This window comes from Mucilaginibacter sp. 320_HR, assembly GCF_059691875.1.
Genome location: NZ_JCAWAI010000002.1, coordinates 1,091,148 through 1,117,169 on the forward strand (window position 1 = coordinate 1,091,148; position 26,022 = coordinate 1,117,169).

Below are 26,022 nucleotides of genomic sequence, written 5' to 3' on the forward strand. Positions count from 1 at the left end.
TACTCTTTCGCTCGCTAAAGTTTTTACCTATTCGCCTAACACAGCGCCTATAAAAGTACTTGATGTACTAGCTGTAATCCGCTGTAAACCATTAAGGTCAAGTGATATACCCAATACAGACACATCCGTCCCGGCACCAATAAGCGGCGAAGATGGTAAGAGCGTAAAGTCGCCGCCATCTAAATCAGTGTACTCCAGTGCATTTACGTCTGCACCTATGTAATTACTTGCTGATGTAAGCTTGACGCTGGTGTTCATCCGTGAAATGGCATTGTTGTTTAGCGAACTAACTATAGCGTTATTAGCTACCACATTCATGGGGATGGTGGTTGAGTTAAGCCGTATTCCCGCAGTTTTGGAATTGATAATGGTGTTATTTACAAAACGGAAGTAAGGCCCCGGTGTATACCTTGAGTCGGCAAAAATGCCATATACACCAGAATTGATAATAACGTTGTTGGCTAACGTATTATCTCCCAACCCAAGTACAATGATACCGGCACCGGGCGCGTTGCGTACAATATTACTATAGCACTTACCGCCTGTGCCCTCTCCTAGTTGTATACCATTATTTTGACCGCTTGCAAATGGAGAAAGCCCAGGAAAGTTTACAACGTTGTTGTAAATGGCGCAATCGGCAGTAGCGCTGCCTACTTGTATACCCTCGCAACCGGTAGAGTCTACCTGGTTATTATAAACCTTAACGCCGACAACATCGTGCGGCATTACCTTGCCACAGCTGGTTTGCACCCCATTAGCGTAAAAGGAATTACCAACATAAAAGCCTTCTCCGCCTGTGTTATGTACATAATTATCATGCAACACGACATTTTTCATAGTGAAGTTACCGCGCCATGTAGCCTGGTCGCAGGTCGGATCTGTTTTGGCCATAATGCCTGCAAAACCTGAATTACGCACCTCTACATTTGCTATCTCGAAGTCCGTACTAAGGGCATCCATTGTCATGCCAATATTACCACCAGTTACCGCTATGCCATACTTTGAAGAAGCATCGCCGTTGCCGAGTATTTTAAAGTACTGGCAATTTTGCGTTTTAAACCCATAGGACGCGGTTGCAGCGGCAGTAATATTTACCGTGCCACCCTTATTTACAATAACAATAGGGTTAGCCTCTGTACCATGAAAATTCTTAAGCAGCAAAGCGCCTCTTGTACCGGCAGGTATGCTTACTATCGTTCCCGGGAGCATATCTTTTCCGTCAACGTACCATTGGGATGGCTGTACGTTGTACACCGGCCTAACCATCAAGCTTTCGGCTGTAGTATCTGCTGAAACAGTAAGGCTGGTCAGGTTTTTTTTACCTGGTGCCGGCTCCGGCAACTCAGCTTTTTTACACATTGTGAAACAAGAAGAAACAGCCAGCATCAGCATGCCGCGCAATACGGGGGATAGGTTTTTCATACGAGTTTAAATACGTTAGGGTGCTGACTGCTAAACAGTTGGGAGAATAAAATTTATTTCCTCAATGTAAAACCGTCATGCGTCCGTTTACGTAGCCTCTAACCAAATGGTTGCACTCGTAACAAAGAAATGTAGAAATGACACAATGAACATCAGAGTTTAGGTACCCGGATGTTGCATGGTTTTATTGCCGCTCCTGGCACAACTCCACCAGCACGCCTGCAGCACTCTTAGGGTGGATGAAGCACACCAGTTTGTTGTCTGCACCGGATTTGGGCACATCATTCAGTAAAACAAAACCTTCCGCTTTAAGGCGGGCCATCTCGGTTTCGATGTCATCTACCGCGAAGGCAATGTGATGAATGCCCTCTCCTTTCTTAGCTATGAATTTGGCAATTGGGCTGTCTTCGGTGGTAGCTTGCAGCAATTCTATTTTGTTGGGGCCGCTTTTGAGGAAAGCGGTTTTCACACCCTCGGTAAGCACATCTTCTATCTTGTAAACGGTTGTACCAAGCAACTTTTCGTAGATGCTGCCCGTATCTGTTATGCTGTTTACTGCTATGCCAATATGCTCTATCTTGTTCATGTCCAAATATTGTAAATAAATGGCATCATACCGCAATTTACAGCAGCCGGCAGATGTAAAAGTAAAACTTTGCGTATATTTGTATTGTTAATTTTTTAACCATGAACATCCCAATTTATCTAGATAACAACGCCACCACACCAATGGACCCCCGGGTGCTGGAAGCTATGCTGCCTTACTTTACTTCTAAGTTTGGTAATGCTGCAAGCCGCAACCACCCTTTTGGCTGGGTTGCAGAGGAAGGTGTTGATTACGCACGCGAGCAGGTTGCTAAGCTTATAGGTGCCAGCGAAAAAGAGATCATCTTTACATCAGGCGCTACCGAAAGCGACAACCTTGCCATTAAAGGCGTGTTTGAAATGTATAAAGAAAAAGGCAACCACATTATTACCGCGGTTACCGAACATAAAGCCGTTTTAGACGCGTGCAAGCACGTTGAAAAACTTGGCGGCCGGGTTACTTACCTTCCTGTTAAAGAGGACGGGCTTGTGGACCTTTCGGTACTTGAAGCTGCCATGACACCGGAAACCATACTGGTATCTATCATGTATGGCAATAACGAAATTGGCGTTATACAGCCGGTTAGGGAAATTGCTGACATTGCCCACAAACATGGCGCTTTGTTCATGACTGATGCTACCCAGGCAGTTGGTAAAATACCTGTCGACGTAAACCGTGACGGTATTGACCTGCTTGCTTTATCGGCCCACAAAATGTATGGCCCTAAAGGTGTAGGCGCATTATACGTACGCCGTAAAGGACCACGTGTTAAAGTTACTGCACAGATGGACGGTGGCGGCCACGAGCGCGGCATGCGTTCAGGAACGCTTAACGTACCGGGTATAGTTGGTTTAGGTAAAGCCTGCGAAATTGCCAATCAGGAAATGGCACAGGAAGCTATACGTTTGTCTGCCCTGCGCGATAAACTGGAGCTATCATTATCTCAATTGGAAGAAAGCTATGTGAACGGCAACGTACAGCACCGCTTACCTCATGTTGCAAATATTTCCTTTAAATATGTTGAAGGTGAAGGCTTAATGATGGCCATGAAGGATCTTGCGGTATCATCGGGTTCGGCATGTACTTCGGCATCACTGGAGCCATCATACGTGCTGAAAAGCCTTGGCCTGAGCGATGACCTGGCACATTCTTCTATACGTTTTGGCTTAGGCCGTTTTACTACCGAGGAAGAAGTTGACTACGCTATTGAGGTGACTAAAAAAGCGGTTACCCACCTGCGTGAACTTTCACCGCTGTGGGAAATGTTTAAAGAAGGTATCGACCTTAACTCTATTGAGTGGGCAGAACACTAAGCCCTCTGTCCTCAAAAGGGGACGTATAAATTGATCGTAAAATAATAACATAACAAACTCCTATTCCCCCTTCAGGGGGTTAGGGGGCAAAACTTAAAAGAATGGCTTATTCAGATAAAGTAATTGACCATTACACCAATCCGCGCAACGTGGGCACGCTTGATAAAAGCAGCACTACAGTTGGTACCGGGCTGGTTGGCGCACCGGAGTGCGGCGACGTAATGCGTTTACAAATACAGGTTGACGAAAACAACATCATCACCGATGCGAAATTTAAAACCTTTGGTTGCGGTTCGGCTATCGCGTCTTCATCTTTGGCTACCGAGTGGCTTAAAGGTAAAAGCGTTGACGACGCCATGAAGATTGACAACATGGATATTGTTGAAGAACTTGCATTGCCACCGGTAAAAATTCACTGCTCGGTATTGGCAGAGGATGCTATTAAAGCAGCCATTAACGATTACCGCGTGAAAAACGGCATGGAGCCGATTGAGCTGGAAAAATCACACCACTAATAAAAACAGACGCAAGAATCAAGAGATAAGAGTTAAGACTTTTATCTGCTTGTGCGCTTTATCTTGATTCTTGTATCTTGACTCTTGATTTTAAGATCATGGTAACTGTAACTGATAAAGCAAAATCTAAAATAGATCACCTCATGCAGGATGGCGGGCTTGATGCCTCCTACTTCCTTCGTGTAAGTGTACAAGGTGGGGGTTGCTCGGGCTTGTCCTACAACCTCGATTTTGATAACGAGGAGAAAAAGGGCGACCAGTTTTTTGAAGACAAGGGCGTACGCATGGCACTGGATATGAAATCATTTTTATACCTGGCCGGCACCGAACTTGATTTTAGCGACGGCCTTAACGGCAAGGGCTTTAACTTTCATAATCCTAATGCTTCCCGCACCTGCGGCTGCGGCGAAAGCTTCTCGGTTTAAACAAAATCTTTATTCGATATCGGAATAATACTTGAGGCTCCTGCGAAGGGGCCTTTTTCTATTTAATGCCACACCTATTTAAATTGCGAAATAACCGTTAGTTTTGTTTTAATATAAACCTGATATAAACTTAATGAACCCGGTAAAAGAACACGATACTGTTCCTGGCCTTATACGCAATATTGTAAAGAACATTCATCCAGATACCCATCCCTTCATGACCCATAAGGTGAAGGATACATGGGTAGATATATCCTACAAAGAAGCTATCGAAAAGATAGATGCCATTTCTGCCTGGTTCCTGAACGTGGGTGTACTAAAAGGCGACAGGCTATCACTTATTATTGAGAACGGGCCGGATTACGTGTATTACGACCAGGCCTTGCAGCAAATAGGTGCAGTTAATGCCTCTATATACCCTACCCTTACCGAAGCTGAGATAGAGTATATCCTTAACGACTCCGGAGCCAAAACGATACTGGTAGGCAATCCATTCCTCTTTAAGAAAGTGCTTAAGGTTGTAAACAGCTGTCCTTCTGTACTGCGTATAATACCCGCTTTTGACGACTTTGAGAAACACTGCGAAAAGTTAAAGCTTAATGCGGGTGTGGTTGGTTTTAAGCAGGTGATAGAAGAAGGTAAAACGCTGCTGCCGCAATACGCCACAGCTATAAAGATAGCACGGGAAGCTATCCTGCCGTCAGACTTATCTAGTTTAATCTATACCTCCGGCACAACAGGCATTCCTAAAGGAGTAATGCTAACGCACAGTAACTTTGTAGAGACTGTACGTGAAGGCCTGAACCAGATACCGAACGTTGAGGCGAGCGACATTTTCTTGTCGTTCCTGCCGCTGTCGCACGTTTTCGAGCGTACTGCAACGTATTACATATGCATGGGCGCAGGCTGTAAAATAGCGTTCTCGCAAAGCCTTGAACTGCTTGCCAAAAACATGGTTGAGGTGAAACCAACTATCATGAACTGCGTACCGCGGTTACTGGAGCGCATTCATGATAAGGCGATGAAAACCGGCACTTCCGCCGGGGGCATGAAAACCAAAATTTTCAACTGGGCGTTTGAACTGGGCAAAGAGGCGCTGAAGTATGCCGAAGAAGGCAAAAAACCGGGGCTAATACTTTCCGGCAAACTTAAGATAGCTGATAAGCTTGTTTTCAGCAAAATACGCGAGAAGACAGGCGGCAACTTAAAGTTTCTGATTTCGGGTGGTGGTGCACTGCCAAAAAACGTGGGTATATTTCTGGGTAGTGTAGGCATTAAAGTACTGGAAGGCTTTGGGCTTACCGAGACTACCGGTCCTATGGCAGTTACAGAGTATCACCGCCAGGTGTATGGCACAGCAGGCCGCATCATGACAGGCACCCAGGTTGGCATTCAAAACATTGATACTAAGCAGATATACACCATTCAAACACATGATACCTTTAAGCCCGATTACCAGTCGGAAGAAGGTGAGATCATCATCCGCGGTATATCCGTTATGAAAGGTTATTGGAACAAGCCGGAAGAGACCGCTGCAGCCATTGATGCTGACGGTTGGTTCCATACGGGTGACATTGGTCGTTTTTACAAAGGCTACATCCAGATCACCGACAGGCTCAAGAACATGCTGGTGAACGCTTATGGCAAGAACATCTACCCTACTCCGGTAGAGAACACCTACCTGAAAAGTTCAAAAGTTGAGCAGATATTCCTGGTTGGTGATAAGCGAGAATATATAACCGCTATTATTGTTCCGCCAAAAGAACTGCTGCAGGAAACCTTCAAACTGGGTAACGAGTACTTTGAGCGGCCAGATACCTTTATAGAAGATAAGGAGATAGTAGACTGGGTGGCACAGGATGTAAAACGCTTTTCTAACGAGCTGGCAAAGTTCGAGCGCATCAAAAACTTTATTGTTAAACGTAATCCGTTCAGCATGGAAGCGGGCGAGATAACCCCTACCCTAAAAGCAAAACGCAAAGTTATAGAAAAGAACTACGCCCAGGCTATAGACGAAATGTACCTGCAGGAAACGGAAGCTGATTAATTAATCAGGTTTTTGGGTGGGAGTATATTTCCAAAAGTCGTACAATAAGCCGGGGTTGCCGGTGCCTGCGTACCCAGTGCCGTTGATGGTGAAACTGATAGCATCGTAACGGGCAACCCCGCCAAAAGTGGTGATCTTGACCCAGCTATTTGTTGCCGGGGAGTACTTAAACCAGTCGTCTGCAGAGGCTGCCTGGGTTGTACCAAGTCCCACATAGCCTTCGTTACCAATTACAAACTGGCTGCTAAACACCCGTGGTTTGCCTGTGAAATCTGCCTTTGCTGTCCATTTATCAGCAGCAGGATCATATTCCCAAAAGTCGGTTTTTATAACATCTGGCGACGTTCCGCCCAAGCCAACGTAAGCCTTGCCGTTTACCGCAAAGGCAGCAACGCCAAAGCTGCCATTGCCGGGGTAATCAGCAACCCGGGTCCATTTGTCGCTAACCACGTCGTATCTATAAAAGTCCTTATAACTGGCGTTGTAATCGTTATTGGTGCCGAGTCCCAGGTATCCCGAACCGTTAATTTCAAAAGCGACAACATTTTCGCGCGGCGGCCCGGGAACATCTGCTTTACGCGTCCATTTATCTAAAGCAGGATCATACTCCCAAAAATCGCGCTTCTGCGGCAGGTCGTCCTGGTGTTCTGCCCGCTCTCCAAAACCTGTGCCCAGGTAAGCTTTATTATTTACAGTGAAACCACGAAGATATTCAGCACCCTGCCCCGGGTAATCTGCCTTGCGCGTCCACTTGTCGGCAGCTGGATCATACTCCCACATATCGTACAACGCTATCGAACTAAAACCCGAACCAGCGTTCCCTCCTACAATATAACCTTTGTTACCTATTGAAAAACCGTAAGCCCGCACGCGACCAACACCTTCAAAGTTGGCCACCTGCTTCCAGAGGCCGGGTAGCGCATTTTCGTAGTTAGGTACAAACGGTTGTTTTTTACAGGATACCAGCAGCAATGCGGTCAGTAAAATTAATCCGGTTCTTTTTAAAAACATTTATAATTGGCGTAGAATAGTAAATATATCAATTTACCTGGAACAAGGCGATAAGTCACCTATCACAATTACACCTCAGTGGCCTATTTGGTTGCTATTGGTTAAGCAGTTGCTGCAACAGCTCTACAAACTCACCCACGTGCCGGCCATTAGTAAGCCCATGATGAACAGTTATCGATACCGGCATCATTCTTTTACCACCTACTTCGGTTACTTTTCCTACTGATATTTTAGGTACGCTGTCACGCCAGGTGAAACTGCGGGCATGGGTAAGCGCGGTGAAATTGAGCCACGGCAGTGCGGAGAAATGTATTACATCCTGTCGCTCGCTGTTGGGCGAGAACAGCCCGGTTGCAGCCCGCAAACGTTCCAGCGTTGCTGATGCAGTTTGCACAAAATTTTTCAATTCAGATTCAAACTCGATAAAGCCAAATCCGAAACTTCCGTCGGCCCTGTCCACTGTTGGCGAGACATTTATCTTGTCATACAAAAACAGTTCGGTGCCTTCTACCCTGTACTTGAAACTTTCCACCTCGTTTACCGCTAATAAAGCGCAATGCAGATAGTAAAGAAAAAAAGACAACCCCTGCTCTTTTGCGTTCGAATAAGCTTTTGTCACATCAACATTAACCACAATACTAAAATATGGCTCTTCAAACTTGTTAAAAAACTCGAAATGCTCTTTTCTTGACCAATTATCAAGATCGATCTTTTTCTTCATTACTATAAAAATGCTAAAACGTCGGTAATAGTATCCACACTTTTGAAACGTTCGTTATCTATGGTATGCTCTATTTGCTCATGCGCCCATGTTATATGATAAGGTACGTGAACAGCGTGCCCACCAACATTCAGCACCGGGATTACATCGCTCTTGAGCGAATTGCCTATCATTAACAATTCCTCCGGACCGATGTCCAGGTGTTTGATCAACTTGAGGTAATTAGCGTCGTCCTTTTCACTCATGATTTCGATATGATGAAAATAGTGGTTAATGCCGGATTTCCTGAGCTTGCGTTCTTGGTCCAGCAGATCGCCCTTTGTAGCTACAACAAGGCGGTACTTATTTTTTAAAGAACCCAGCACTTCTTCCACACCTTCCAGCAATTCTATGGGCTGGTTAAGCATCTGCTTGCCAAGATCCATAATCTGGCCGATCACTTCCACACTCAGGGTGTTGTTGGTGATCTTCATTGCTGCCTCTATCATCGATAGTATAAAACCCTTTATACCGTAGCCGTACAAAGACAGATTGGCTATCTCTATAGATAACAGTTCACGCTCAAGGTCGTGCCGGGACAGGTAGTCGCTCAGTAGTTCACAAAAACGTTCCTCCGTCTGCCTGAAATAGGGTTCGTTTACCCATAAGGTGTCGTCGGCATCAAAGGCAATAACTTTAATGTTCATACAGGCAAAGGTATTCATCCGCAGATAATTTGCAGCTTTTACCTGATGCTAAAAGTAGGATATTGCCTTAGGGAAAGAGCACCGCGACCTGCCACCTTCAAATCTCACATCCAATCGCTTACTTGTAAGCTAAAAAGCCTATTTTTGCACCCTTATAAAATACCTACACTTATATGAGTATTGCGCTGTCTGAACAGGAACTCTTCCGCCGCGAGTCGTTAAAACAACTACGCGCCCTTGGCATTAACCCATACCCTGCCGAGGCATTTGATGTGAACGCATGGGCAAAGGATATTACCGATAACTTTGAAGCCAATCCTGACCAATATAAACAGGTAGTGATAGCAGGCCGTATCATGACGCGCCGCATCATGGGCAGCGCAAGCTTTGCCGAGTTGCAGGACAGCACCGGCCGCGTGCAGATCTACCTTAAACGAGACGATATATGCCCCGGTGAAGATAAAACGCTTTACAATACCGTATTTAAGAAATTACTGGACATAGGTGACTACGTAGGTGTAAAAGGCTACGGCTTTATTACCCAAACGGGCGAGATCTCTGTACACGTACAGGAACTTACCGTACTTTCTAAATCGCTTAAGCCGCTGCCCGTAGTTAAACGTGAAGAGGACGGAACTATACATGACGGATTTACTGATCCGGAAATGCGTTACCGCCAGCGATATGTAGACCTTACAGTAAACCCGGAGTTCAAGCAGATATTCATCAACCGCTCGAAAGTTATCAGCGCCATGCGCGGCTACTTTAACGCGCAGGGATGGATGGAAGTGGAAACTCCTATATTACAACCTGTACATGGTGGCGCTGCGGCAAGGCCTTTTGAAACCCATCATAACACGCTGGATATGCAGCTTTTCCTGCGTATTGCAAACGAGCTTTACCTAAAAAGGCTGATTGTAGCGGGTTTTGATGGTGTATATGAGTTTGGTAAGATGTTCCGCAATGAGGGCATGGACCGTACGCACAACCCGGAATTTACAGCTATGGAGATATATGTAGCCTATAAAGACTATATATGGATGATGGCCATGGTTGAGGAATGTCTGGAAACAGTAGCTAAAGCTGTACAAGGCGTACCTGTGGTACAGGTGGGCAAAAACGAGATAAACTTTGCAGGCCCTTACGAAAAGTTGTCGATGTATGATTCTATAAAGAAATACACGAACATTGATGTATCGGAGATGGATGAAACGGGCTTACGCTCGGTTTGTGCAGACCTAGGTATAGAGGTTAATGCAACTATGGGTAAGGGCAAACTGATCGACGAGATCTTCAGCGCTAAAGTAGAAGCTAATTTGATACAGCCTACTTACATCACCGACTACCCTATAGAGATGACTCCGCTTGCTAAGAAGCACCGCAGCAAAGATGGTTTAGTGGAGCGTTTTGAGCTGTTTGTTAACGGTAAAGAGATAGCTAACGCTTACTCGGAGCTAAACGATCCGATTGATCAGCGCGAGCGTTTTGAAGAGCAATTGGTATTGGCGGGCCGCGGCGACGATGAGGCAATGGCAATGGATGATGACTTTCTGCGTGCGCTGGAGTATGGCATGCCGCCAACATCCGGACTGGGTATTGGTATAGATCGGTTGGTAATGCTGATGACCAATCAAAGTACTATACAGGAGGTATTGTTCTTCCCGCAGATGCGCCCCGAAAAGAAAGCTAAAGTAGCAACTGCTGAAGACTTCGTTAACGCTGGTGTACCTGCAGACTGGGTGCCTGTACTAAACAAGATGGGCTTTAATACCGTAGAGGAACTAAAAGCAGGCAACCCTAACAAGGTTTTTAACGACCTTGGTGGTATGCGTAAAAAGCTTAAGCTGGATCTTACCATGCCAACTAAAGACGAAGTAATGAAGTGGTTTGAATAAGAATAATCACTCGTCTTAATATAAACGAAAAAGGAGCTTAATGCTCCTTTTTCGTTTTACTAATATTTTCTTGAGTAACCAGCTATAAGTACCCTCGTCACAATTAACATTAACCCTCCACAAATGTGGAAATTAAATAGTGAAGGGCTTTACAATTTGTTAATGAAAGCATAAAACAAAACAAACTTTCGTAAAAGACAAGTTGTTTAACTTTATATCAAACACACTAATAAGAATTGTTATGACTAATTCTATCCTGGAAATAACAGAAAACGAATACCTGATAAAACTGAACAGAAGTAATTTCGACCTGTCTTTTATCCGTAGCTTGCTTAAAATGGTTGAAGTTTCTAAACCTTCTTCAGAAGATACTGACGTCACCGATCGCTATATAACTGCCAGACAAGGTATGTCGTCAGAACCCGATTACTTTAGCTCGCTGGACGAGAAATAACCGGGTTCATTGTTCTTCTAGAACTTTTGCTGGCGGAAACCTCCGCGTACTACCTGCTGCTTATCCATTTGAGCCATTTGGCCTTTCATCATCTTTATCTGGTCAGCCAGTAGCTTATTCTTGTCGTCTTTGGCTGCTTCTTTCAGGTACATTTCTGCCTCGCGTTTATTGCGTTTGGCCATTGATATGCCTGCAAGGCTTAGCTTTGCCAATGCCGTATTGTGAGACATGCTCATACCCAACTGCAAAGCTTTCTTAAAATACTTTTCAGACTTCATTGGCGATTTACGCGACTCAATCAGTCCTATCAGCAGGTTGTAATAGCCGTGCTGCGATTTGTATAGTTGCTTTTCGTAATCAGTAATCTTATCCAGAAACTTCTCGGCGCCTTCTGAATTTTCTTTACGCAAGTAGTACTGCGCGATAATCATGTTCTCATTAAAGAAGAATGTAAGCAGCAAAAAGCCACCTAAAATAAATACGGTAATACCCCAGCCCCAAAAACCGAAAGCGCAAAGTGTTACACCGGCTCCCATCATAACACAGGCAATAATCAGCCTAACTATATTCGACATAATTTGTATTAGTATAAACAGAGCGCAAATATCGTTATTTGCGTGCTAATAAAACATCCGTATTTTAATATTTATGGCAGGAGAATTACATCCATCGTGGATGAAGGTTGTAGGTGACGAACTAACCAAACCCTACATGGCAAACCTGAAAGGTTTTTTAAAACAGGAAAAAGACGCAGGGCACACGGTTTACCCAAAAAACGCCGACATTTTCAACGCTTTTAACAAGACACCGTTCGATAAAGTTAAGGTGGTTATATTAGGGCAGGACCCGTATCATGGCGTACACCAGGCACACGGGTTATCTTTTTCTGTACAGCGAGGTATTGCTATACCAAGGTCGCTGGCAAATATATACAAGGAACTTAAGACTGATATTCCCGGCTTTATTATTCCCAATCATGGCAACCTGGAGAAATGGGCAGAACAAGGCGTATTACTCCTGAATACTTCGCTTACGGTACGCGCCAACCAGGCAGGCTCCCACTCAAAAAAAGGCTGGGAACAATTTACCGACGCTGTGATCAGGAAAATTTCTGAAGAATGCACAGGAGTGGTTTTCATACTATGGGGCGCGCATGCGCAATCTAAGATAGCGCTTATAGATACGCAAAAGCATCATATTCTAAAATCGGTACATCCGTCACCATTATCCGTAGAGCGTGGCTTTTGGGGTTCTAAACCATTCTCTAAAACCAACGAGTTCCTGATAAAAGAAGGTAAGGAGCCCGTTGACTGGCAGGTGTGAGCCCCCTAACCCCTGAAGGGGGGACAAATTTCAATATCAGGTTTAAAGCAATGAGCCCCTTAGTTAGCTAAGGGGCTCATTTTTATTCTCCCCCCTTCAGGGGGTTAGGGGGATTAGTATTCCAACGGAACTATCGGCTCCTTTTTGCTGGTGCTCATGATCATCATGGTTTGGAAGGTTTTCACCACTGTTATGCGGCTTATCTTTTCCATTATAAGTTGCTCATACGATTTTATGTCGCGTACGTAAACCTTCAACAGGAAATCGCATTGTCCGGTTACGTGGTGGCACTCGGTAACTTCCTTAATGGTTTGTATCTCGTCCAAAAAGGTTTGAATGGTATTCTTCTGGTGAAAGTCCAGCGAGATTTGTATAAAAGTTTTTATACCTAGCCCAAGTTTCTCTTCATCAACCAGCGCGTGGTAACTTTTTATGTACTGAGCGTTCTCCAGTTTACGTACACGTTCAAGCGTTGGGGCCGGTGAAAGGCCAATTTCGTTAGATAGCTGCAGGTTGGTTATGCGGCCGTTTTCTTGTAATATCTTGAGTATTTGGAGGTCTATCTTATCTAATTCAGCTGCCATGGTACATGCAAATATATGATAATCTGTATTACACAAAATAAAATTTCACATTAATATAGTTTGACCAAACATTTTCTTTCATAAAATTTAGACATGACTAAAAAATTTATTAGATTTGCTTAAATGAATACTTTAGCCGAAGAAAACTACCTAAAGGCTATATACAAACTGGCCGCCTCTGTAGAAAGTGTAAGCACCAATCAAATCGCGGCTTCGCTTGACACCAAGGCGTCGTCAGTAACCGATATGGTGCGCAAACTTTCCGAAAAAGGTTTGATAAACTACACCCGGTACCAGGGCGTGAGCCTTACAACATCGGGCGAAAAGGTGGCGCTGAACATCATACGGAAGCACCGGCTTTGGGAATACTTCCTGGTAGAAAAACTTCACTTTAAATGGGACGAGGTGCACGAGATGGCCGAAGAAATGGAGCACATATCCTCAAACGAATTGATTGACCGCCTTGATGAGTTTATGGGTTTCCCGAAGCGCGACCCGCATGGCGACCCTATCCCCGACCGCGACGGCTGTTTTAAAACAAATGAACTTAAACCAATTTCATCTGTAGGCGTTTACAGCGGGGGTATCATCTCTGGCGTGCGCGAACACTCTACAGCATTCCTGCAGTACCTGGATAAACAACAGCTTACCATTGGGAAGAAGATAATTGTGAAAGAGATAATACAATATGACGGCACAGTAGTGCTGCAAACCGAAAACAAAGAGATACACATTAGCCGCGAAGTGGCAAATAACCTGCTTATAACCTTATGATAACAAGCGAATCTTTAGGAGATGTACATAATTCGGTAAGTACCGAAAATAAAACAGGATGGAAAAAAGTATTGTCCTTCCTGGGGCCTGCTTACCTGGTAAGCGTTGGCTACATGGACCCGGGCAACTGGGCAACGGACCTTGCGGCCGGTAGTCAGTTTGGTTACAAGCTGATCTGGGTGTTACTGCTGTCCAATCTGATAGCCCTGCTGCTGCAAAACCTTGCCGTACGGCTGGGCATTGTACGTGGGCTCGATCTTGCACAGGCATCAAAACACACCTACCCGCGTTTTGTAAACTTTTGCCTGTATATACTTGCACAAATAGCCATAATAGCCTGCGATCTTGCCGAAGTTATAGGTATGGCCATTGGCTTGAACCTGCTGTTTGGCTTACCATTAATATGGGGAGTATCCATTACCATGCTGGACACCCTGCTGCTGCTATTTCTGCTTAACAAAGGGATGCGCAAGCTGGAAGGATTTATCATTACGCTAATATTTATTGTGGGTGTATCCTTCCTGGTAGAGATGTTTATTGTTAAGCCTGATGTTGTGGAGATAGCCAAAGGGTTTATTCCTGCAAACCTTAACAACCAGGCCTTATATATAGCAATAGGTATTATTGGGGCGACAGTGATGCCGCACAATTTGTATCTGCACTCCTCTTTAGTGCAAACACGTAAGATAGACCGTTCCGAGTCGGGTATCAGGTCGGCCATCAAGTTTAACTTTTGGGACACAACCATTGCGCTCAATCTTGCTTTTTTTGTGAATGCAGCCATTTTAATACTTGCTGCCAGCGCGTTTTTTGGGCGCGGTTATCATGAAGTAGCGGAGATACAGGATGCACACAAGCTGCTTGATCACATATTTGGCAAAATAGCGCCGGCATTGTTCGCGCTGGCTTTAATTGCAGCGGGCCAAAGCAGCACAGTGACTGGCACTCTTGCGGGTCAGATAATTATGGAAGGGCACCTGAATTTACGTATTGCGCCGTGGCTACGCAGGTTGCTTACCCGGATATTTGCTATTGTGCCCGCCTTTTTCACCATTATGCATGCCGGCGAACAGGGATTGGGCAAGCTGTTAATTTTGAGCCAGGTGGTACTGAGCTTACAGTTAGGCTTTGCTATTATTCCGCTTATACACTTTACCTCCGATAGGAAACGCATGGGCAAGTTTGCAAGCAGTGTTTGGTTACAGGTGCTTGCCTGGATATTCGCGGTGTTGATTGTTGGGCTAAACGCAAGGCTGGTAATACAGGAAATAAACAGTTGGGCTGCTGATAATCCATCGTCTGGAAACCTTGTACATTATGTAATAACGCCAATAGCCGTGGCAATAGGCGCTTTATTGCTGTATGTGTTTCTTAGGCCGCTGCTGTTTAAGCACGCCGATAAACCTGCTTACATTCCGCACGGCATTGCAGCCGCGCTGGATAATCTGGAAGCCGTGCACTACGACCACATAGCGGTTACAATAGATTTTTCTAAAAACGATCAAGACTGTATCAGGCACGCGTTAATGCAGGGTGGTAAGGATGCGAAATATACGCTTATACATGTTGTTGAAACTGCAGCCGCCCGTTACTACGGCGATACCGTGATGGATAATGAGACGCAAAGCGATGTAAACAATCTTGATAAATATGTTGTTGCGCTGAAGGCATTGCACTATAATGCAGAAGCAGTAATAGGCTACGGTGGCCCGGCAACGGCCATTGCTCAAATTGTAAATAAATCAAGTATAGACTTTATGGTAATGGGGTCGCACGGCCACAAGGTGTTAAAGGACCTTATATTTGGCACTACTGTAAACAGTGTAAGGCACAAGGTAAACATCCCGGTACTGGTGGTAAAACCCGGCAAGAAATAATTTGCATATTTGCAGCGTAATGAAGCAGGACATATATATTAAGAATAAGAAAGCCTATTTTGAATACCATATACTTGACAAGTATGTGGCAGGCATAAAGTTGCTTGGAACGGAGATCAAATCCATTCGCGAGGGCAAGGCTAACGTAAATGATGCTTTCTGCACGTTCATTAACGACGAATTGTACGTTCGCAACCTGCACATTTCTGAATACTCCTTTGGATCATTCTACAACCATGAGGCAAAACGCGACCGTGTTTTGCTGCTAAACAAAAAAGAACTAAAAAAACTCCAGACCCGCGGTGAAGAAAAGGGATTGACCATTGTTCCGCTGGCCCTGTTCATCAGCGAACGCGGCTTTGCCAAACTGGAGATAGGCCTTGCCCAGGGTAAAAAGACCTTTGACAAACGCGAAACACTAAAGGAGCGTGATACAAAGATTGAGATTGACCGGGCGATGAAGAGATAGTCATCCTGGTGAAGTAGCAGTGCCACTGGCAGTAGCAGCTTGGAATCTGTAGTCTTAATCGTGGGATCATCATATTACAGTGACTGCAAAGTGCTTATTCGCAGCAGCAAACTGCAACTGCTACTACGGACTGCAAACTGCACTTTACCAAGCCCTGTCCCCTACCAGCGGTACAAATCTGAAAGTATCCAATACATGCCGTTCGTAATCGTGTTCAGCCGTTTTTAAAACAGTTACCATCTTCTGCGATTTTTCGTCACCTACCGGGATAACCAAAATACCGCCAATGCTAAGTTGTTTTAATAACAGGTCAGGCACTGTAGGTGCTCCTGCAGTTACAATTATTTTATCGTAGGGCGCATCTCCAGGTATACCAACAGAACCATCACCCAGAAAAAACTTTGGCTTATAGCCCATGTAAGGCAGCACCTGAATGGTACGCTCATAGAGTTTTTCCTGGCGCTCTATAGTAAAAACACGCGCACCTAGTTCCAGTAAAATACACGTCTGGTACCCGCAGCCGGTACCTATTTCCAGCACCTTATCTCCTTTGCGGATATGCAGCAATTCGGTTTGGTAAGCAACGGTATAGGGCTGGGATATGGTTTGCCCCTCGCCTATCGGGAAAGCGATGTCCTTATAGGCCTGGTTCCAGAAAGTCTCATCGAAGAAAAAATGACGCGGTACTTTGCCTATGGCTTTCAGCACCTGCTCATCAGTAATACCTTTCTTTTGTAATACTTCTACTAATCTCTTACGAGCCCCCTGTTCCCGGTAATTATCTATAAACTTATAAGCCATTGCAGCTACAAAGTTATACAAAAAGCCTGTTTTAGGCGGTTAAATGCGCACCACACTTATTAACAGCCTGAGCATGAAACTAATTTTTTCAATAAGGGTCAACATCGGGCTGTACTATGCTGCCCTTGCTGAGTTTGGTGGTTTGGAATTGCGTTATGGTCTCCCTGATAAGCGCCTTTGCCTTTGCCATAGAGGTGTTTTCCCGCTCAAATTTGAGCATTATGGACTTGATATAGTAATTACGTATCCTGTTAATCAGCGGCGCCTCGGGGCCAATTACCCGTTCACCAAAATGCTTACGCAATTCGTTTGCGAGGTACTCAGCCTGATTATATAAGATCTCAGGGTTTTGGTGTTTGATATCAATGTTGACAATGCGATAAAACGGCGGATAGTTAAACCCTTTGCGTTCCTCTAATTCGGTGAAATAAAGGTCAGCATAGTCATTCTCAATCACCTGCCGGATAACCCTATGTGATGGATCATAAGTCTGAATAACCACCTTACCCTGTTTGCCCCTCCGGCCGGCACGACCGCTTACCTGGGCCAGCATCTGAAAGCTTCGTTCGTTGGCGCGATAGTCGGGGTACTTTAGCAGGCTGTCTGCGTTAATAATGCCGATGACGGTTACATCGGCAAAGTCCAGCCCCTTGGCTACCATTTGAGTACCTACCAGCACATCTATTTTTTTATCCTCCAAATTATTAAGGATATTCTGCAAAGAATTACGGGAACGTGTAGTATCGAGGTCCATCCGGGCGAGGCGTGCATCCGGCATAAGGACGGATAACTCGTCTTCCACTTTCTCGGTACCAAAGCCCTTGTACTCCAGGTGCGTGGAACCGCAAGCCGGACATATAGAAGGACTGTCCTCTTTATATCCGCAGTAATGGCAATGCAGTTTACCTGTATGTTTATGAAAGGTAAGGCTTACATCGCAATTGATGCATTTGGGCGTGTAGGCGCAAACCCTGCACATCAGCACGGGAGCGTAGCCACGGCGGTTCTGAAACAGGATCACCTGCTCCTTATTTTCAATCGCCTGTTGCATATCGGCCATCAATACACTGGTGAAGTGCGATTGCATGGTTTTCTGCTTTGTTTCGGCAGCAATGCTTACCACTTCTATCAAAGGCAACTGAACTCCGCCATAACGTTCGTTAAGTTCTACCAGGCCGTACTTGTTGGTGCGTGCGTTATAATAGGTTTCAAACGAAGGTGTAGCGGACCCCAGCAGCACCTTACCCTTATGCATGTTGGCAAGATACACGGCTGCGTCGCGGGCATTGTAGCGCGGTGCAGGATCATACTGTTTGTAGGAGGTTTCATGCTCTTCATCCACAATAATCAAACCCAGATCCTGAAACGGCAGGAACACCGACGAGCGCGCACCAAGTATCACCTTGTATTCGCCTTGCAATACCTTTTGCCATACTTCTACCCGCTCGTTATCATTAAACCGCGAGTGATAAACCCCTATCGACCCGCCAAAGTAGATGCGTAACCGCTCTATAATGTGCGTTGTTAAGGCTATCTCCGGCAGCAGGTAGAGTACCTGTTTACCGCTGGCTACAACTGCTTCTATCAGCCTGATGTACACTTGCGTTTTACCGGATGCCGTTACGCCATGCAGCAGCACTACGTCTTTACTTGCAAACTGATTCTGTATATCCTCCAGTGCCGTTTGCTGTACATCACTTAAAGTGAATGTACTAATTGCTTCTTCGTCTTCGTCATAACGCAAACGGCTTATGGCGCGTTCCTCGGAAATAAATACTTCTTTATCAATAAGTGCGCGTATACTGCCATCACCTGCTCCGCTGTCTTCAATCAGCTCTGCTTTTGTGACGGTTTTCTGCTGCCGCGAGAGCTTTATAAAAGCCAGCACCGCGTCGGCCTGCTTTGGGGCGCGGCGCTCCAGTATCTCAAAAAGCTCACGTAAATTGTCCTGATTGTTGTACGACGCATGCAGCGTTATGAAGGTCTTCCTGCGGGGTTTAAAGCGCTCGCTAACCTCCTCGGAAATGTGTATGATGTTCTTCTCAAACAACGACTTAAGTACCGGCATTACCGTTTTCTGCCCCAGCAGCTTCACAATGTCGCTGATGGTGAGTTCGGGTTGCAGGTCAAGCGCCTCTGTTATCATGAACTCTTTGTCGTTCAGTAAGGCCTTATCAAACTCATATTCTTTGTTAAGTGTTACTTTCGTTTCACTCGCCAGTTTAAGTGCACTGGGCAGGGCGGCATTCATCACCTCCCCTTCGTTGCACATGTAGTATTCAGATACCCAATGCCAAAACTGTAGCTGCTTTTGGGTAACAATGGGTTTATTGTCCAGTATCTCTATAATGTATTTTGCTTCGTACTTCTCCGGCGCGAGTTCGCCGATACCGGCTACTATAGCGGTGTATAGCCTGCTTTTGCCAAACTGAACCACCACGCGTTTGCCTATAGCTATGTGATCGTTCATCTCAAAAGGAACACGGTAGGTGTAGTTACGACTGATAGCCAGTGGTAATATCACGTCTACAAACAGCGTTCGGCGGTTGCTTTGCGGAGCCTGGGCAAACTCTAACATCTGCTTATTTATTTTTTAAAGCAGCCAGCGCAAGTGACACCCATCCGGCAATAAACAGCAGGCCACCTATTGGAGTAACCGGACCAACTACACTCAGGCCCGGCATTTTCAGGATATCGCGACAAGCCAGCAAATACAGCGAGCCTGAAAAAAGTACAATACCAAAAGTAAATAAGTAGAAAGCCGCGTTGATTAATCCCGTTTTTACCCGACTGAAGGTAGACAAGAACAACAATGCAAACACATGGTAAAACTGGTACTGCACACCTGTTTGCCATACTTCTAATTGCCGGGGCAACAATACAGCCTTAAGCGCATGGGCGCCAAATGCACCACAGATAACGGCAATTGCACCTAAGATGGATGCGGTAATAATAATTCGTTTGTTCATGCAGATATAAAGGGCTAAGTTAACCAATTGAAAGAATTACTTTATTGTGGCAGCGTAAAATTCTAACTTGCGGGCAGAACGATGAGAAGACTTATTTTGTTCACTTTAGTATTGGTTGCGGCAACCGTGTTTATTACCGTTAAGTATTTTAAAAGTTTAAATACTTCCGGCGTTCACGCTGCTAATGTAATGCGCACCATTCCGGATAGCGCCGCCGCTGTGTTCGAGTTTACCAACGACAAGGGTTTTTACGAGATATTTAACGACAATTCGCTACTGGGCAGCCTTGCCGGCGACCAGAACATAGCAGACCTGGATACCGTTCGCAAAGCATTGTTAAGCCATCCGGTACTGCAAAGCGCTTTTGATGCAAGTAACATTTACATCTCCCTGCATCCTACTACAGACAATGAGCCAGATCTGCTACTGACCGCTGCGCTAAACAAGGATGCCGACCCAACCGCCTTCGATGCGGCAGCAAGGCAGAAAATACCAGGGCTACTAATTACCCCTCTTACATTGGCCGACAAGAAGGGTTACACCATCTACTTTACGTCGTTAAAAAAGCGGTTTTACCTTATCAACACAGAGGCAAACATCTACTCATGCAGTTTTTCAAAGGCGCTTGTAGAGAAAGCCGCCAGATACCGGCCGGACAAGGACAGGCATGCGTTTTTGTTGCTGCCCGATCAGCAGAACTCCAACTCTTTAGCCAATCTTTACATTAACTATGCTCATTTGTCGCCTTTATTCGGGCAATTGTTCCGCGATCAAAATACCGATCTGTTTAAAAGTTTCAGGCTGCTGCCCGCGCTGGCTGCCCTTAACTTAAATTACCGTACAGATGCGCTCATGTTTAATGGTTACACCAATATTGAGCAAGGCAAGCCGGCAAGCTACCTTAACCTTTTTAGCCGGCAAGCGCCAATTGAAACCCATCTAAAAGAAATTTACCCGGCTACTGTAGCGTACTCTATGGACATGGCGGTTGCAAACCCGGCAACGTTCCTGCGTGACCTTACCGATTTTCATGATCGTGCCGGGTTGAAAAAAGAGCGGGACACGCTGTTTAAAAGGATAAAAGCAGAAACGGGAATAAACCTGCGCGAAGAGTTTAACAAACTGGTTGGTAACGAATTTGCTGTAGTTACTACACGTTACCGCGAAAAGTTTGCTCTGATCACCATCAAGGACGGATCAGACCTCAGGCCATTTATGACCAATGTAAGCACCATGGTGAACGATGATGTTGGCGAGCTGAATTATAACAAGCTCCCGTATTTTTTATTGGGCGACGCTTTTAATGTTTTTAAAAGGCCTTACTTCCGGATAGTAGATAACTACCTCATCTTCGCGAACAGCTTTAAGGAGATAAATAGCTACTACGATAGCTATATCAACACTAAATTTTTAACGAAAACGGCCGACTACAACCGGTTTGACGACCTGCTTGCTGAAAAGAGCAACGTAGCCTTCTTTATAAACTTTAAAAACGCGCAGCTTATACTAAAAAACGACCTTAAGCCAAACACTTACAAAGCATACAGCAGCAACAGGTTGTCGCTTAAAAACTTCTACGCGGCATCTTACCAGTTCACAGCTGCCGACAATAATTTCTTCACAAACTTTTGTATCCAAAAGAACCCGGCCGACTCAGCAGCATCATTAAAAACTCTGAAGAATTCACAATAAAGTACAACTGTTGTTGCATTATTCCGTTTAAAAACCAATTATTTGAGCTTGTTTAACATTAAGTCACACAGGATTTTTATATTAGGGCGGTAATAATGCGCACGCTCGGCAAGATTATATGAAGAAAATTTTACCGGTTCTTATCCTTCTGCTGTTCACTGTCAACTGCTTCGGCCAACAATTTGCGCAATACAATACCGGCACTTTGTACGATTCTTTTGAGAACCTGTCGCAACGGTCCTTCATTCCCGATTCCAGCCGGAAGTACGCCTTTAACTTCTTTCTTCCAAATCTGTCTGTAAACTCTTATTTGAAAGGAAACGCGCAGGTACCACTTAAAACAAGGGCATTTTCTGGCTACTACACAGCAGACAACTTAAAGGTTGGGCCAGGCACCGTATATAACCGCGTAAATGCCAATGTAAACAACTATTGGGTTATGTTTAAAGTGTTTACAAGTTTAGAGGGCAACTCCGAGGTTGGCGTATCGTTGCAAACGCGGGCGGAAGGCCGGGGACTTTTTACCGATGAAACTGTAGGCTTATACGCAGGTCCTGGTGCTTTCCAGAAAGACCATTACGATGATATTTTTAACAATACCGGCACTTACCAGGCATACCACCAGGCTAGTTTTACCTACCGCGAAAAGCTGAGTAAAAAGTTTGCTGTTGGTATAAAGTTAAGCGCGTTAATGGGTATACGCTATCAAAAAGCGACGGTAACATCATCCAGCATTGATTTTGACCGGGCCAATGATGCGGCTTTGCTGAGTATGACCGGCAGGTACTACCTTAATTATAACCCGGGCCCATTTAACTCGCACGATTACTTACCAACCTTCAGAAACCCGGGTGCTGCCATTGGTATAGGAACATCATTACGTACCCGCGATAACTTTAATCTGCAGTTCAACTTTAAAGATGTAGGCTTTATCCACTGGAGCAGCAGGTCTACGGTTTATAACTTTGCCTCTGCAGATACCATCTTTAACTTATCTACATCACGCAGGGAAAACAACATTTACGATGCTGCAAAAAACATAGCTAAAACAAACGTAACTGTTGGTTCTTTTACAACGCCTACAAATGGCAAGTTTGAAATAAGTGCGAATAAACAATTTTGGCTTGATTACGATAACAGGTACAAATACTCGCCTACGCTAATCTTGTCCAAAGAGCTATTTTTTGATGGCTTTACCGCGGCATTGGTCAATCCTTTTCAGTACAAAAATTATGTAGTAACCCTTACTACAGCATACGACAATAACAGGGTATTTAGCCTTGGCGGGCAGTTTATGGTTAAAAGCCCCAATGCGGAGTTCTTTATTGGCAGCGAACGTTTCCTGCCTACAGCAAGCACCGCCCTTGCCGGCCTGAAAAGCAACTCGCAGATCAACAAAAATGCAGCCTATACGGCTGTGGACCTCTTTCTTGGGGTATCGTTTAAGTTCGGACCGGTTATAGAGCATCCACTGAATGCCAGCTTTATCCCTACCGAGAACAGCCCCGGCTTTATCAAGCGTTTATACAACAGGATATTCGGGAAAGATAATGGCGATTAAACCGTCTTCTTTTTAAGGACTATAAAGTCTTTTAGGTAATAAGGCTCAAAATAAGCAACGTCTTCAAAGTCCCGCGCCAGTAACTTCTGCTCTGCAATTTTTGTAAGGTGAGCCGCCGAGTTGGAGAATCCATCCAAAAAGCTCGCGTTAGCATTTGTGCCCAATACCTCGCGGCACTTTTCGGCACCATCACCAAAAAACAGCACCTTGTTATCGGCTAGCAAGTCGGCAAAACTTTCAGCGGTAATAATCTCCGCAGCGGTTGGTTTAATTACATCCCCGGCCTTGTTGTACACGGCCGTATAAACTTCCATCCTGCGCGCGTCTATCATGGGGCATAACAGCACGTCTCCGGCAACATCAGCCGCTACACCTGCCGCCATTGCTTGTAACGTTTCAACAGCAATCAACGGTTTATCTAAAGCAAAGCAAAGCCCTTTAGCGGTTGATACACCTATACGCAAGCCGGTATAGGAGCCGGGGCCGCAACTCACGGCTACTGCATCAATATTTGTGTAAGTAATGCCGGCCGCGGCTATCAGTTCATCAATAAACAGTGTAAGTACCTCGGCATGGATGTTTCTTGCGGTCACCTCTTTTATCCCTACAATTACACCATTATTAGTTAGAGCGGCAGAGCACGAAGTAGTAGCAGTTTCTATTTGTATGATGTAACCCATGAGAAGCGGAATATTAAAAGTTCTTAGTCTTAAGTAGTGAGTCTTAAGAAAAGTCAAAATTAAAAAAAATGAGGTAAGCGCTTAACCTAATTTCACTTGGAACTGTCGCGTCCGTTCGTCTTGACTTAAGTCTACTGAATCAACACCAGCTACTTAGTACTGGGGACTTCGAACTCGCTACTTCAGACTTCCCCACTTAATCAAGGTACCGGATCGTGCCCGTGCCCACCCCATGGATTGCAGCTGGCAATGCGTTTAACTGTTAGCCAACCACCCTTAAAAGGACCATATTTCCTGATGGCCTCAGCTCCGTATTGAGAACACGTGGGTGTGTACCTGCAGGACGCGCCTATAATAGGTGAAATAAAGTACTGGTAAAATTTAATAACCAGGAGGAAGAACCAGCCAATGGCGTTTTTTATGGCATTCCATAAGTAACTCATGCGCCAAGCTCCTTACTAAGCTGTATTAAAAGCTTAATCATCTTCTTTTCAAAGAAATCATAAGCGGCTATTTCTTTGCCTATATAACTGATTGAAAGAATGAGTTGCTTGTTGGATGCTATCAAAGCATCGTAAAGAAGGGCTTGTTTGTTAAGCCGGTAAGCTTCGCGCATGCGGCGTTTAACGGCATTGCGGTCTACCGCGCGTTTATAGCGCTTTTTAGACACGGTAAAAATCACTTGCACCGGGAAAACCTGTTGCTCGGTAGCAACCATCCACGATGCCTTGAAGGGATAACATAAAAAAGAAGAACCGTTATGAAAAAGCCCATCAATAAGCTTTTTATTACATAACCGTTCTTCTTTTTTAAAAGTATACATAGTTGCCGGCTCTAACCGATAGTAAGCTGTATTACGGTCCGGCCCCTTTATTTAAAGGAAAACAACCAGTAATTAAGCTTTGTGGCTGCGCTCGTCAGATACAGTTAATCTTTTTCTGCCTTTAGCTCTTCTGGCAGCAAGTATTCTTCTGCCGTTAGCAGATGACATGCGCTCACGGAAACCGTGCTTATTTCTTCTTTTCCTTTGTGAGGGCTGAAACGTTCTTTTCATGGCTATATTATATTATATACGTCGTTTTTAAAAACAAGAGTGCAAATGTAGCGTAATTTTTAGTTTTTTCAAATACTAATGTGGTTATTTGGCTAAAATTATTAACATCTGCATAACTCAAACTAATGAAGGCATTTTGCGCATTACTCCTGCTGTTTTTACCTGCACTATCTTTTTGCCAGGATGGTATGTCTGCTCATTATAAGGTATACAATACAGCTAAAAAGGCACCTGCCACGCTGGATGATATTGTTAATGACATGACTAAAGCAGATGTATTGTTTTTTGGCGAGGAGCATAACGACTCTACCGGACATTACCTGGAAAATGTACTTTTCAAAAAACTTGTGGAAAAGTATGCTGCCAAGGCGGCACTTTCTATGGAGATGTTCCAAACAGATTGCCAAACCGTGGTGAATGAATATTTAGCGGGATTTATCCGCGAAAAGAACCTGATAACTGAAGGCCGGGCGTGGAACAACTACAAAGACTACCGCCCGATGGTAGAGGTTGCTAAAGAAAACCACCTGCAGGTGATAGCGGCAAACGCGCCGACCAGGTATACCAATATGGTAACAAGAGGCGGGCTTGCAGAGTTGCAAAAGCTGGATGCTACAGCTAAAAACTGGCTTCCTCCTCTCCCGATTGATACGGCCACCGGCGCTTACTACGAGAAGTTTGTAAACATTATGGGCGGGCACAGCGCCATTGGCCCTATGAAAGTTTACCAATCACAAAACCTTTGGGATGCTACCATGGGCTACTCCATAGCGAAGTTTTATAACGCTCATAAAGGTTTTAAAATATTCCAGGTGAATGGTGGCTTTCACAGCGAAGAAAAACTAGGCACAGTTGCTCAGCTACAGAAATATGCGCCGGGTGTAAAGGTGATAAACATCCAGGCCTATGCCGATGACAGCTTTAGCAACCCGAACTGGAGCAAATTTGCTAAACTCGGCGACTACATTATCTTAACTGATCCAAAACTGCCCAAGACCTTTTAGACATTGCTTACTGAGAATTCTAGCGTGAAGTGCGTGTAACACTCCAATGCGGCAAATACCAAGTTAGCTGATCAACACGGTATGACTTGTCCTGGAATGAGTTTACACGGTAAAAGGAGTAAACGATGAAAAGAAGTAAGGAGCAAAAGATCATTGATG

27 protein-coding genes are annotated in these 26,022 nt (G+C 44.8%); 13 read left to right on the top strand and 14 right to left on the bottom strand.

What is annotated here, in order from left to right:
• Positions 1 to 27: 27 nt before the first annotated feature.
• Both AC59GT_RS10390 and mce read right to left on the bottom strand, forming a co-directional pair.
• Entirely contained in the window at positions 28 to 1,422 is a 1,395-nt protein-coding gene (locus AC59GT_RS10390) for a right-handed parallel beta-helix repeat-containing protein (RefSeq protein ID WP_497237581.1), read from the bottom strand.
• Positions 1,423 to 1,606: 184 nt separating this feature from the next.
• Positions 1,607 to 2,008: a methylmalonyl-CoA epimerase gene (gene mce / locus AC59GT_RS10395; RefSeq protein ID WP_497237582.1), complete on the bottom strand. Its 402-nt coding sequence runs from the start codon at positions 2,006 to 2,008 to the stop codon at positions 1,607 to 1,609.
• 101 nt (positions 2,009 to 2,109) lie between these two features.
• Here mce and AC59GT_RS10400 point away from each other — a divergent pair, with 101 nt between their 5' ends.
• From AC59GT_RS10400 to AC59GT_RS10415, 4 genes are all read left to right on the top strand, one after another.
• Entirely contained in the window at positions 2,110 to 3,321 is a 1,212-nt protein-coding gene (locus AC59GT_RS10400) for an IscS subfamily cysteine desulfurase (RefSeq protein ID WP_497237583.1), read from the top strand.
• A 101-nt stretch (positions 3,322 to 3,422) separates the two neighbouring features.
• Complete coding sequence (iscU, locus tag AC59GT_RS10405) at positions 3,423 to 3,836, top strand: Fe-S cluster assembly scaffold IscU (protein ID WP_117381226.1); 414 nt, start codon at positions 3,423 to 3,425, stop codon at positions 3,834 to 3,836.
• A gap of 98 nt (positions 3,837 to 3,934) precedes the next feature.
• Positions 3,935 to 4,261 carry a HesB/IscA family protein gene (locus tag AC59GT_RS10410; RefSeq protein ID WP_117382912.1) on the top strand — a complete coding sequence of 109 codons (327 nt, stop codon included), beginning with the start codon at positions 3,935 to 3,937 and terminating at the stop codon, positions 4,259 to 4,261.
• A gap of 133 nt (positions 4,262 to 4,394) precedes the next feature.
• Positions 4,395 to 6,308 (top strand): AMP-dependent synthetase/ligase, encoded by a 1,914-nt coding sequence (locus AC59GT_RS10415; protein ID WP_497237584.1) that lies wholly within the window; start codon positions 4,395 to 4,397, stop codon positions 6,306 to 6,308.
• Here the strand turns inward: AC59GT_RS10415 and AC59GT_RS10420 are convergent, their stop codons facing one another.
• The 3 genes from AC59GT_RS10420 to AC59GT_RS10430 form a co-directional block, all read right to left on the bottom strand.
• On the bottom strand, positions 6,309 to 7,319 hold the full coding sequence (locus tag AC59GT_RS10420) for a Kelch repeat-containing protein (protein ID WP_497237585.1): 1,011 nt from the start codon (positions 7,317 to 7,319) through the stop codon (positions 6,309 to 6,311). It abuts the gene before it with no gap.
• A gap of 94 nt (positions 7,320 to 7,413) precedes the next feature.
• Positions 7,414 to 8,040: a CatA-like O-acetyltransferase gene (locus AC59GT_RS10425; RefSeq protein ID WP_497237586.1), complete on the bottom strand. Its 627-nt coding sequence runs from the start codon at positions 8,038 to 8,040 to the stop codon at positions 7,414 to 7,416.
• Between the two features lie 2 nt (positions 8,041 to 8,042).
• Complete coding sequence (locus AC59GT_RS10430) at positions 8,043 to 8,726, bottom strand: HAD family hydrolase (RefSeq protein WP_497237587.1); 684 nt, start codon at positions 8,724 to 8,726, stop codon at positions 8,043 to 8,045.
• A gap of 173 nt (positions 8,727 to 8,899) precedes the next feature.
• Here AC59GT_RS10430 and lysS point away from each other — a divergent pair, with 173 nt between their 5' ends.
• Both lysS and AC59GT_RS10440 read left to right on the top strand, forming a co-directional pair.
• A complete protein-coding gene (gene lysS / locus AC59GT_RS10435; RefSeq protein WP_497237588.1) occupies positions 8,900 to 10,621 on the top strand; it encodes a lysine--tRNA ligase in 1,722 nt (573 codons plus the stop codon).
• A 241-nt stretch (positions 10,622 to 10,862) separates the two neighbouring features.
• On the top strand, positions 10,863 to 11,075 hold the full coding sequence (locus AC59GT_RS10440; RefSeq protein ID WP_117381220.1) for a hypothetical protein: 213 nt from the start codon (positions 10,863 to 10,865) through the stop codon (positions 11,073 to 11,075).
• Between the two features lie 17 nt (positions 11,076 to 11,092).
• On the opposite strand, the gene AC59GT_RS10445 is transcribed toward AC59GT_RS10440, so the two are convergent.
• Positions 11,093 to 11,650 (bottom strand): tetratricopeptide repeat protein, encoded by a 558-nt coding sequence (locus AC59GT_RS10445; RefSeq protein WP_117381219.1) that lies wholly within the window; start codon positions 11,648 to 11,650, stop codon positions 11,093 to 11,095.
• A gap of 73 nt (positions 11,651 to 11,723) precedes the next feature.
• Here AC59GT_RS10445 and ung point away from each other — a divergent pair, with 73 nt between their 5' ends.
• Positions 11,724 to 12,398 (top strand): uracil-DNA glycosylase, encoded by a 675-nt coding sequence (gene ung, locus AC59GT_RS10450; RefSeq protein WP_497237589.1) that lies wholly within the window; start codon positions 11,724 to 11,726, stop codon positions 12,396 to 12,398.
• A gap of 113 nt (positions 12,399 to 12,511) precedes the next feature.
• On the opposite strand, the gene AC59GT_RS10455 is transcribed toward ung, so the two are convergent.
• Positions 12,512 to 12,982 (bottom strand): Lrp/AsnC family transcriptional regulator, encoded by a 471-nt coding sequence (locus AC59GT_RS10455; RefSeq protein WP_117381217.1) that lies wholly within the window; start codon positions 12,980 to 12,982, stop codon positions 12,512 to 12,514.
• A gap of 123 nt (positions 12,983 to 13,105) precedes the next feature.
• Between AC59GT_RS10455 and AC59GT_RS10460 the strand changes: the two genes are divergently transcribed.
• From AC59GT_RS10460 to smpB, 3 genes are read left to right on the top strand one after another with little or no spacing between them, the layout of a single operon-like run.
• Positions 13,106 to 13,756, top strand: coding sequence for a metal-dependent transcriptional regulator (locus AC59GT_RS10460; protein ID WP_497237590.1), 651 nt, complete (start codon positions 13,106 to 13,108; stop codon positions 13,754 to 13,756).
• Positions 13,753 to 15,633, top strand: a complete 1,881-nt coding sequence (locus AC59GT_RS10465) for an Nramp family divalent metal transporter (RefSeq protein WP_117381215.1) — start codon at positions 13,753 to 13,755, stop codon at positions 15,631 to 15,633. Before AC59GT_RS10460 ends, AC59GT_RS10465 begins: the two co-directional genes overlap by 4 nt.
• Positions 15,634 to 15,652: 19 nt before the next feature.
• Positions 15,653 to 16,102 (top strand): SsrA-binding protein SmpB, encoded by a 450-nt coding sequence (gene smpB, locus AC59GT_RS10470; RefSeq protein WP_497237591.1) that lies wholly within the window; start codon positions 15,653 to 15,655, stop codon positions 16,100 to 16,102.
• A gap of 144 nt (positions 16,103 to 16,246) precedes the next feature.
• Here smpB and AC59GT_RS10475 read toward each other — a convergent pair whose 3' ends face one another.
• From AC59GT_RS10475 to AC59GT_RS10485, 3 genes are all read right to left on the bottom strand, one after another.
• On the bottom strand, positions 16,247 to 16,903 hold the full coding sequence (locus AC59GT_RS10475; protein WP_497237592.1) for a protein-L-isoaspartate(D-aspartate) O-methyltransferase: 657 nt from the start codon (positions 16,901 to 16,903) through the stop codon (positions 16,247 to 16,249).
• An 88-nt stretch (positions 16,904 to 16,991) separates the two neighbouring features.
• Positions 16,992 to 19,481: a replication restart helicase PriA gene (gene priA, locus AC59GT_RS10480; RefSeq protein ID WP_497237593.1), complete on the bottom strand. Its 2,490-nt coding sequence runs from the start codon at positions 19,479 to 19,481 to the stop codon at positions 16,992 to 16,994.
• A gap of 4 nt (positions 19,482 to 19,485) precedes the next feature.
• Positions 19,486 to 19,872, bottom strand: coding sequence for a DUF423 domain-containing protein (locus AC59GT_RS10485; RefSeq protein WP_497237594.1), 387 nt, complete (start codon positions 19,870 to 19,872; stop codon positions 19,486 to 19,488).
• 81 nt (positions 19,873 to 19,953) lie between these two features.
• Between AC59GT_RS10485 and AC59GT_RS10490 the strand changes: the two genes are divergently transcribed.
• Both AC59GT_RS10490 and AC59GT_RS10495 read left to right on the top strand, forming a co-directional pair.
• Positions 19,954 to 21,564: a hypothetical protein gene (locus AC59GT_RS10490; protein ID WP_497237595.1), complete on the top strand. Its 1,611-nt coding sequence runs from the start codon at positions 19,954 to 19,956 to the stop codon at positions 21,562 to 21,564.
• 118 nt (positions 21,565 to 21,682) lie between these two features.
• Positions 21,683 to 23,125, top strand: coding sequence for a DUF5723 family protein (locus AC59GT_RS10495; RefSeq protein WP_497237596.1), 1,443 nt, complete (start codon positions 21,683 to 21,685; stop codon positions 23,123 to 23,125).
• Here AC59GT_RS10495 and tsaB read toward each other — a convergent pair.
• The 4 genes from tsaB to rpmH all read right to left on the bottom strand — a co-directional run bounded on the left by tsaB (position 23,122) and on the right by rpmH (position 24,859).
• Positions 23,122 to 23,805, bottom strand: a complete 684-nt coding sequence (gene tsaB, locus AC59GT_RS10500) for a tRNA (adenosine(37)-N6)-threonylcarbamoyltransferase complex dimerization subunit type 1 TsaB (RefSeq protein WP_497237597.1) — start codon at positions 23,803 to 23,805, stop codon at positions 23,122 to 23,124. The two genes, AC59GT_RS10495 and tsaB, sit on opposite strands and share 4 nt — an antisense overlap.
• A 200-nt stretch (positions 23,806 to 24,005) precedes the next feature.
• Complete coding sequence (yidD, locus tag AC59GT_RS10505) at positions 24,006 to 24,248, bottom strand: membrane protein insertion efficiency factor YidD (RefSeq protein ID WP_497237598.1); 243 nt, start codon at positions 24,246 to 24,248, stop codon at positions 24,006 to 24,008.
• Positions 24,245 to 24,628: a ribonuclease P protein component gene (locus AC59GT_RS10510; RefSeq protein WP_497237599.1), complete on the bottom strand. Its 384-nt coding sequence runs from the start codon at positions 24,626 to 24,628 to the stop codon at positions 24,245 to 24,247. The genes yidD and AC59GT_RS10510 overlap by 4 nt, the downstream gene beginning before the upstream one ends.
• 72 nt (positions 24,629 to 24,700) lie before the next feature.
• Positions 24,701 to 24,859 (bottom strand): 50S ribosomal protein L34, encoded by a 159-nt coding sequence (rpmH, locus tag AC59GT_RS10515; protein WP_117381203.1) that lies wholly within the window; start codon positions 24,857 to 24,859, stop codon positions 24,701 to 24,703.
• Between the two features lie 125 nt (positions 24,860 to 24,984).
• Between rpmH and AC59GT_RS10520 the strand changes: the two genes are divergently transcribed.
• Positions 24,985 to 25,863 (top strand): ChaN family lipoprotein, encoded by an 879-nt coding sequence (locus AC59GT_RS10520; protein WP_497237600.1) that lies wholly within the window; start codon positions 24,985 to 24,987, stop codon positions 25,861 to 25,863.
• Positions 25,864 to 26,022 lie beyond the last annotated feature (159 nt).

What these genes read in the sequence shown, in the direction of transcription:
- AC59GT_RS10520 (WP_497237600.1), top strand. Translation starts at nt 24,985, where the DNA reads ATGAAGGCATTTTGCGCATTACTCCTGCTGTTTTTACCTGCACTATCT.
- AC59GT_RS10460 (WP_497237590.1), top strand. Translation starts at nt 13,106, where the DNA reads ATGAATACTTTAGCCGAAGAAAACTACCTAAAGGCTATATACAAACTG.
- AC59GT_RS10475 (WP_497237592.1), bottom strand. Translation starts at nt 16,903, where the DNA reads ATGGCTTATAAGTTTATAGATAATTACCGGGAACAGGGGGCTCGTAAG.
- rpmH (WP_117381203.1), bottom strand. Translation starts at nt 24,859, where the DNA reads ATGAAAAGAACGTTTCAGCCCTCACAAAGGAAAAGAAGAAATAAGCAC.
- yidD (WP_497237598.1), bottom strand. Translation starts at nt 24,248, where the DNA reads ATGAGTTACTTATGGAATGCCATAAAAAACGCCATTGGCTGGTTCTTC.
- AC59GT_RS10445 (WP_117381219.1), bottom strand. Translation starts at nt 11,650, where the DNA reads ATGTCGAATATAGTTAGGCTGATTATTGCCTGTGTTATGATGGGAGCC.
- AC59GT_RS10485 (WP_497237594.1), bottom strand. Translation starts at nt 19,872, where the DNA reads ATGAACAAACGAATTATTATTACCGCATCCATCTTAGGTGCAATTGCC.
- AC59GT_RS10390 (WP_497237581.1), bottom strand. Translation starts at nt 1,422, where the DNA reads ATGAAAAACCTATCCCCCGTATTGCGCGGCATGCTGATGCTGGCTGTT.
- AC59GT_RS10430 (WP_497237587.1), bottom strand. Translation starts at nt 8,726, where the DNA reads ATGAACATTAAAGTTATTGCCTTTGATGCCGACGACACCTTATGGGTA.
- AC59GT_RS10495 (WP_497237596.1), top strand. Translation starts at nt 21,683, where the DNA reads ATGAAGAAAATTTTACCGGTTCTTATCCTTCTGCTGTTCACTGTCAAC.
- AC59GT_RS10510 (WP_497237599.1), bottom strand. Translation starts at nt 24,628, where the DNA reads ATGTATACTTTTAAAAAAGAAGAACGGTTATGTAATAAAAAGCTTATT.
- AC59GT_RS10455 (WP_117381217.1), bottom strand. Translation starts at nt 12,982, where the DNA reads ATGGCAGCTGAATTAGATAAGATAGACCTCCAAATACTCAAGATATTA.
- mce (WP_497237582.1), bottom strand. Translation starts at nt 2,008, where the DNA reads ATGAACAAGATAGAGCATATTGGCATAGCAGTAAACAGCATAACAGAT.
- AC59GT_RS10415 (WP_497237584.1), top strand. Translation starts at nt 4,395, where the DNA reads ATGAACCCGGTAAAAGAACACGATACTGTTCCTGGCCTTATACGCAAT.
- tsaB (WP_497237597.1), bottom strand. Translation starts at nt 23,805, where the DNA reads ATGGGTTACATCATACAAATAGAAACTGCTACTACTTCGTGCTCTGCC.
- ung (WP_497237589.1), top strand. Translation starts at nt 11,724, where the DNA reads ATGGCAGGAGAATTACATCCATCGTGGATGAAGGTTGTAGGTGACGAA.
- AC59GT_RS10425 (WP_497237586.1), bottom strand. Translation starts at nt 8,040, where the DNA reads ATGAAGAAAAAGATCGATCTTGATAATTGGTCAAGAAAAGAGCATTTC.
- iscU (WP_117381226.1), top strand. Translation starts at nt 3,423, where the DNA reads ATGGCTTATTCAGATAAAGTAATTGACCATTACACCAATCCGCGCAAC.
- AC59GT_RS10440 (WP_117381220.1), top strand. Translation starts at nt 10,863, where the DNA reads ATGACTAATTCTATCCTGGAAATAACAGAAAACGAATACCTGATAAAA.
- AC59GT_RS10420 (WP_497237585.1), bottom strand. Translation starts at nt 7,319, where the DNA reads ATGTTTTTAAAAAGAACCGGATTAATTTTACTGACCGCATTGCTGCTG.
- lysS (WP_497237588.1), top strand. Translation starts at nt 8,900, where the DNA reads ATGAGTATTGCGCTGTCTGAACAGGAACTCTTCCGCCGCGAGTCGTTA.
- AC59GT_RS10490 (WP_497237595.1), top strand. Translation starts at nt 19,954, where the DNA reads ATGAGAAGACTTATTTTGTTCACTTTAGTATTGGTTGCGGCAACCGTG.
- AC59GT_RS10465 (WP_117381215.1), top strand. Translation starts at nt 13,753, where the DNA reads ATGATAACAAGCGAATCTTTAGGAGATGTACATAATTCGGTAAGTACC.
- AC59GT_RS10410 (WP_117382912.1), top strand. Translation starts at nt 3,935, where the DNA reads ATGGTAACTGTAACTGATAAAGCAAAATCTAAAATAGATCACCTCATG.
- AC59GT_RS10400 (WP_497237583.1), top strand. Translation starts at nt 2,110, where the DNA reads ATGAACATCCCAATTTATCTAGATAACAACGCCACCACACCAATGGAC.
- priA (WP_497237593.1), bottom strand. Translation starts at nt 19,481, where the DNA reads ATGTTAGAGTTTGCCCAGGCTCCGCAAAGCAACCGCCGAACGCTGTTT.
- smpB (WP_497237591.1), top strand. Translation starts at nt 15,653, where the DNA reads ATGAAGCAGGACATATATATTAAGAATAAGAAAGCCTATTTTGAATAC.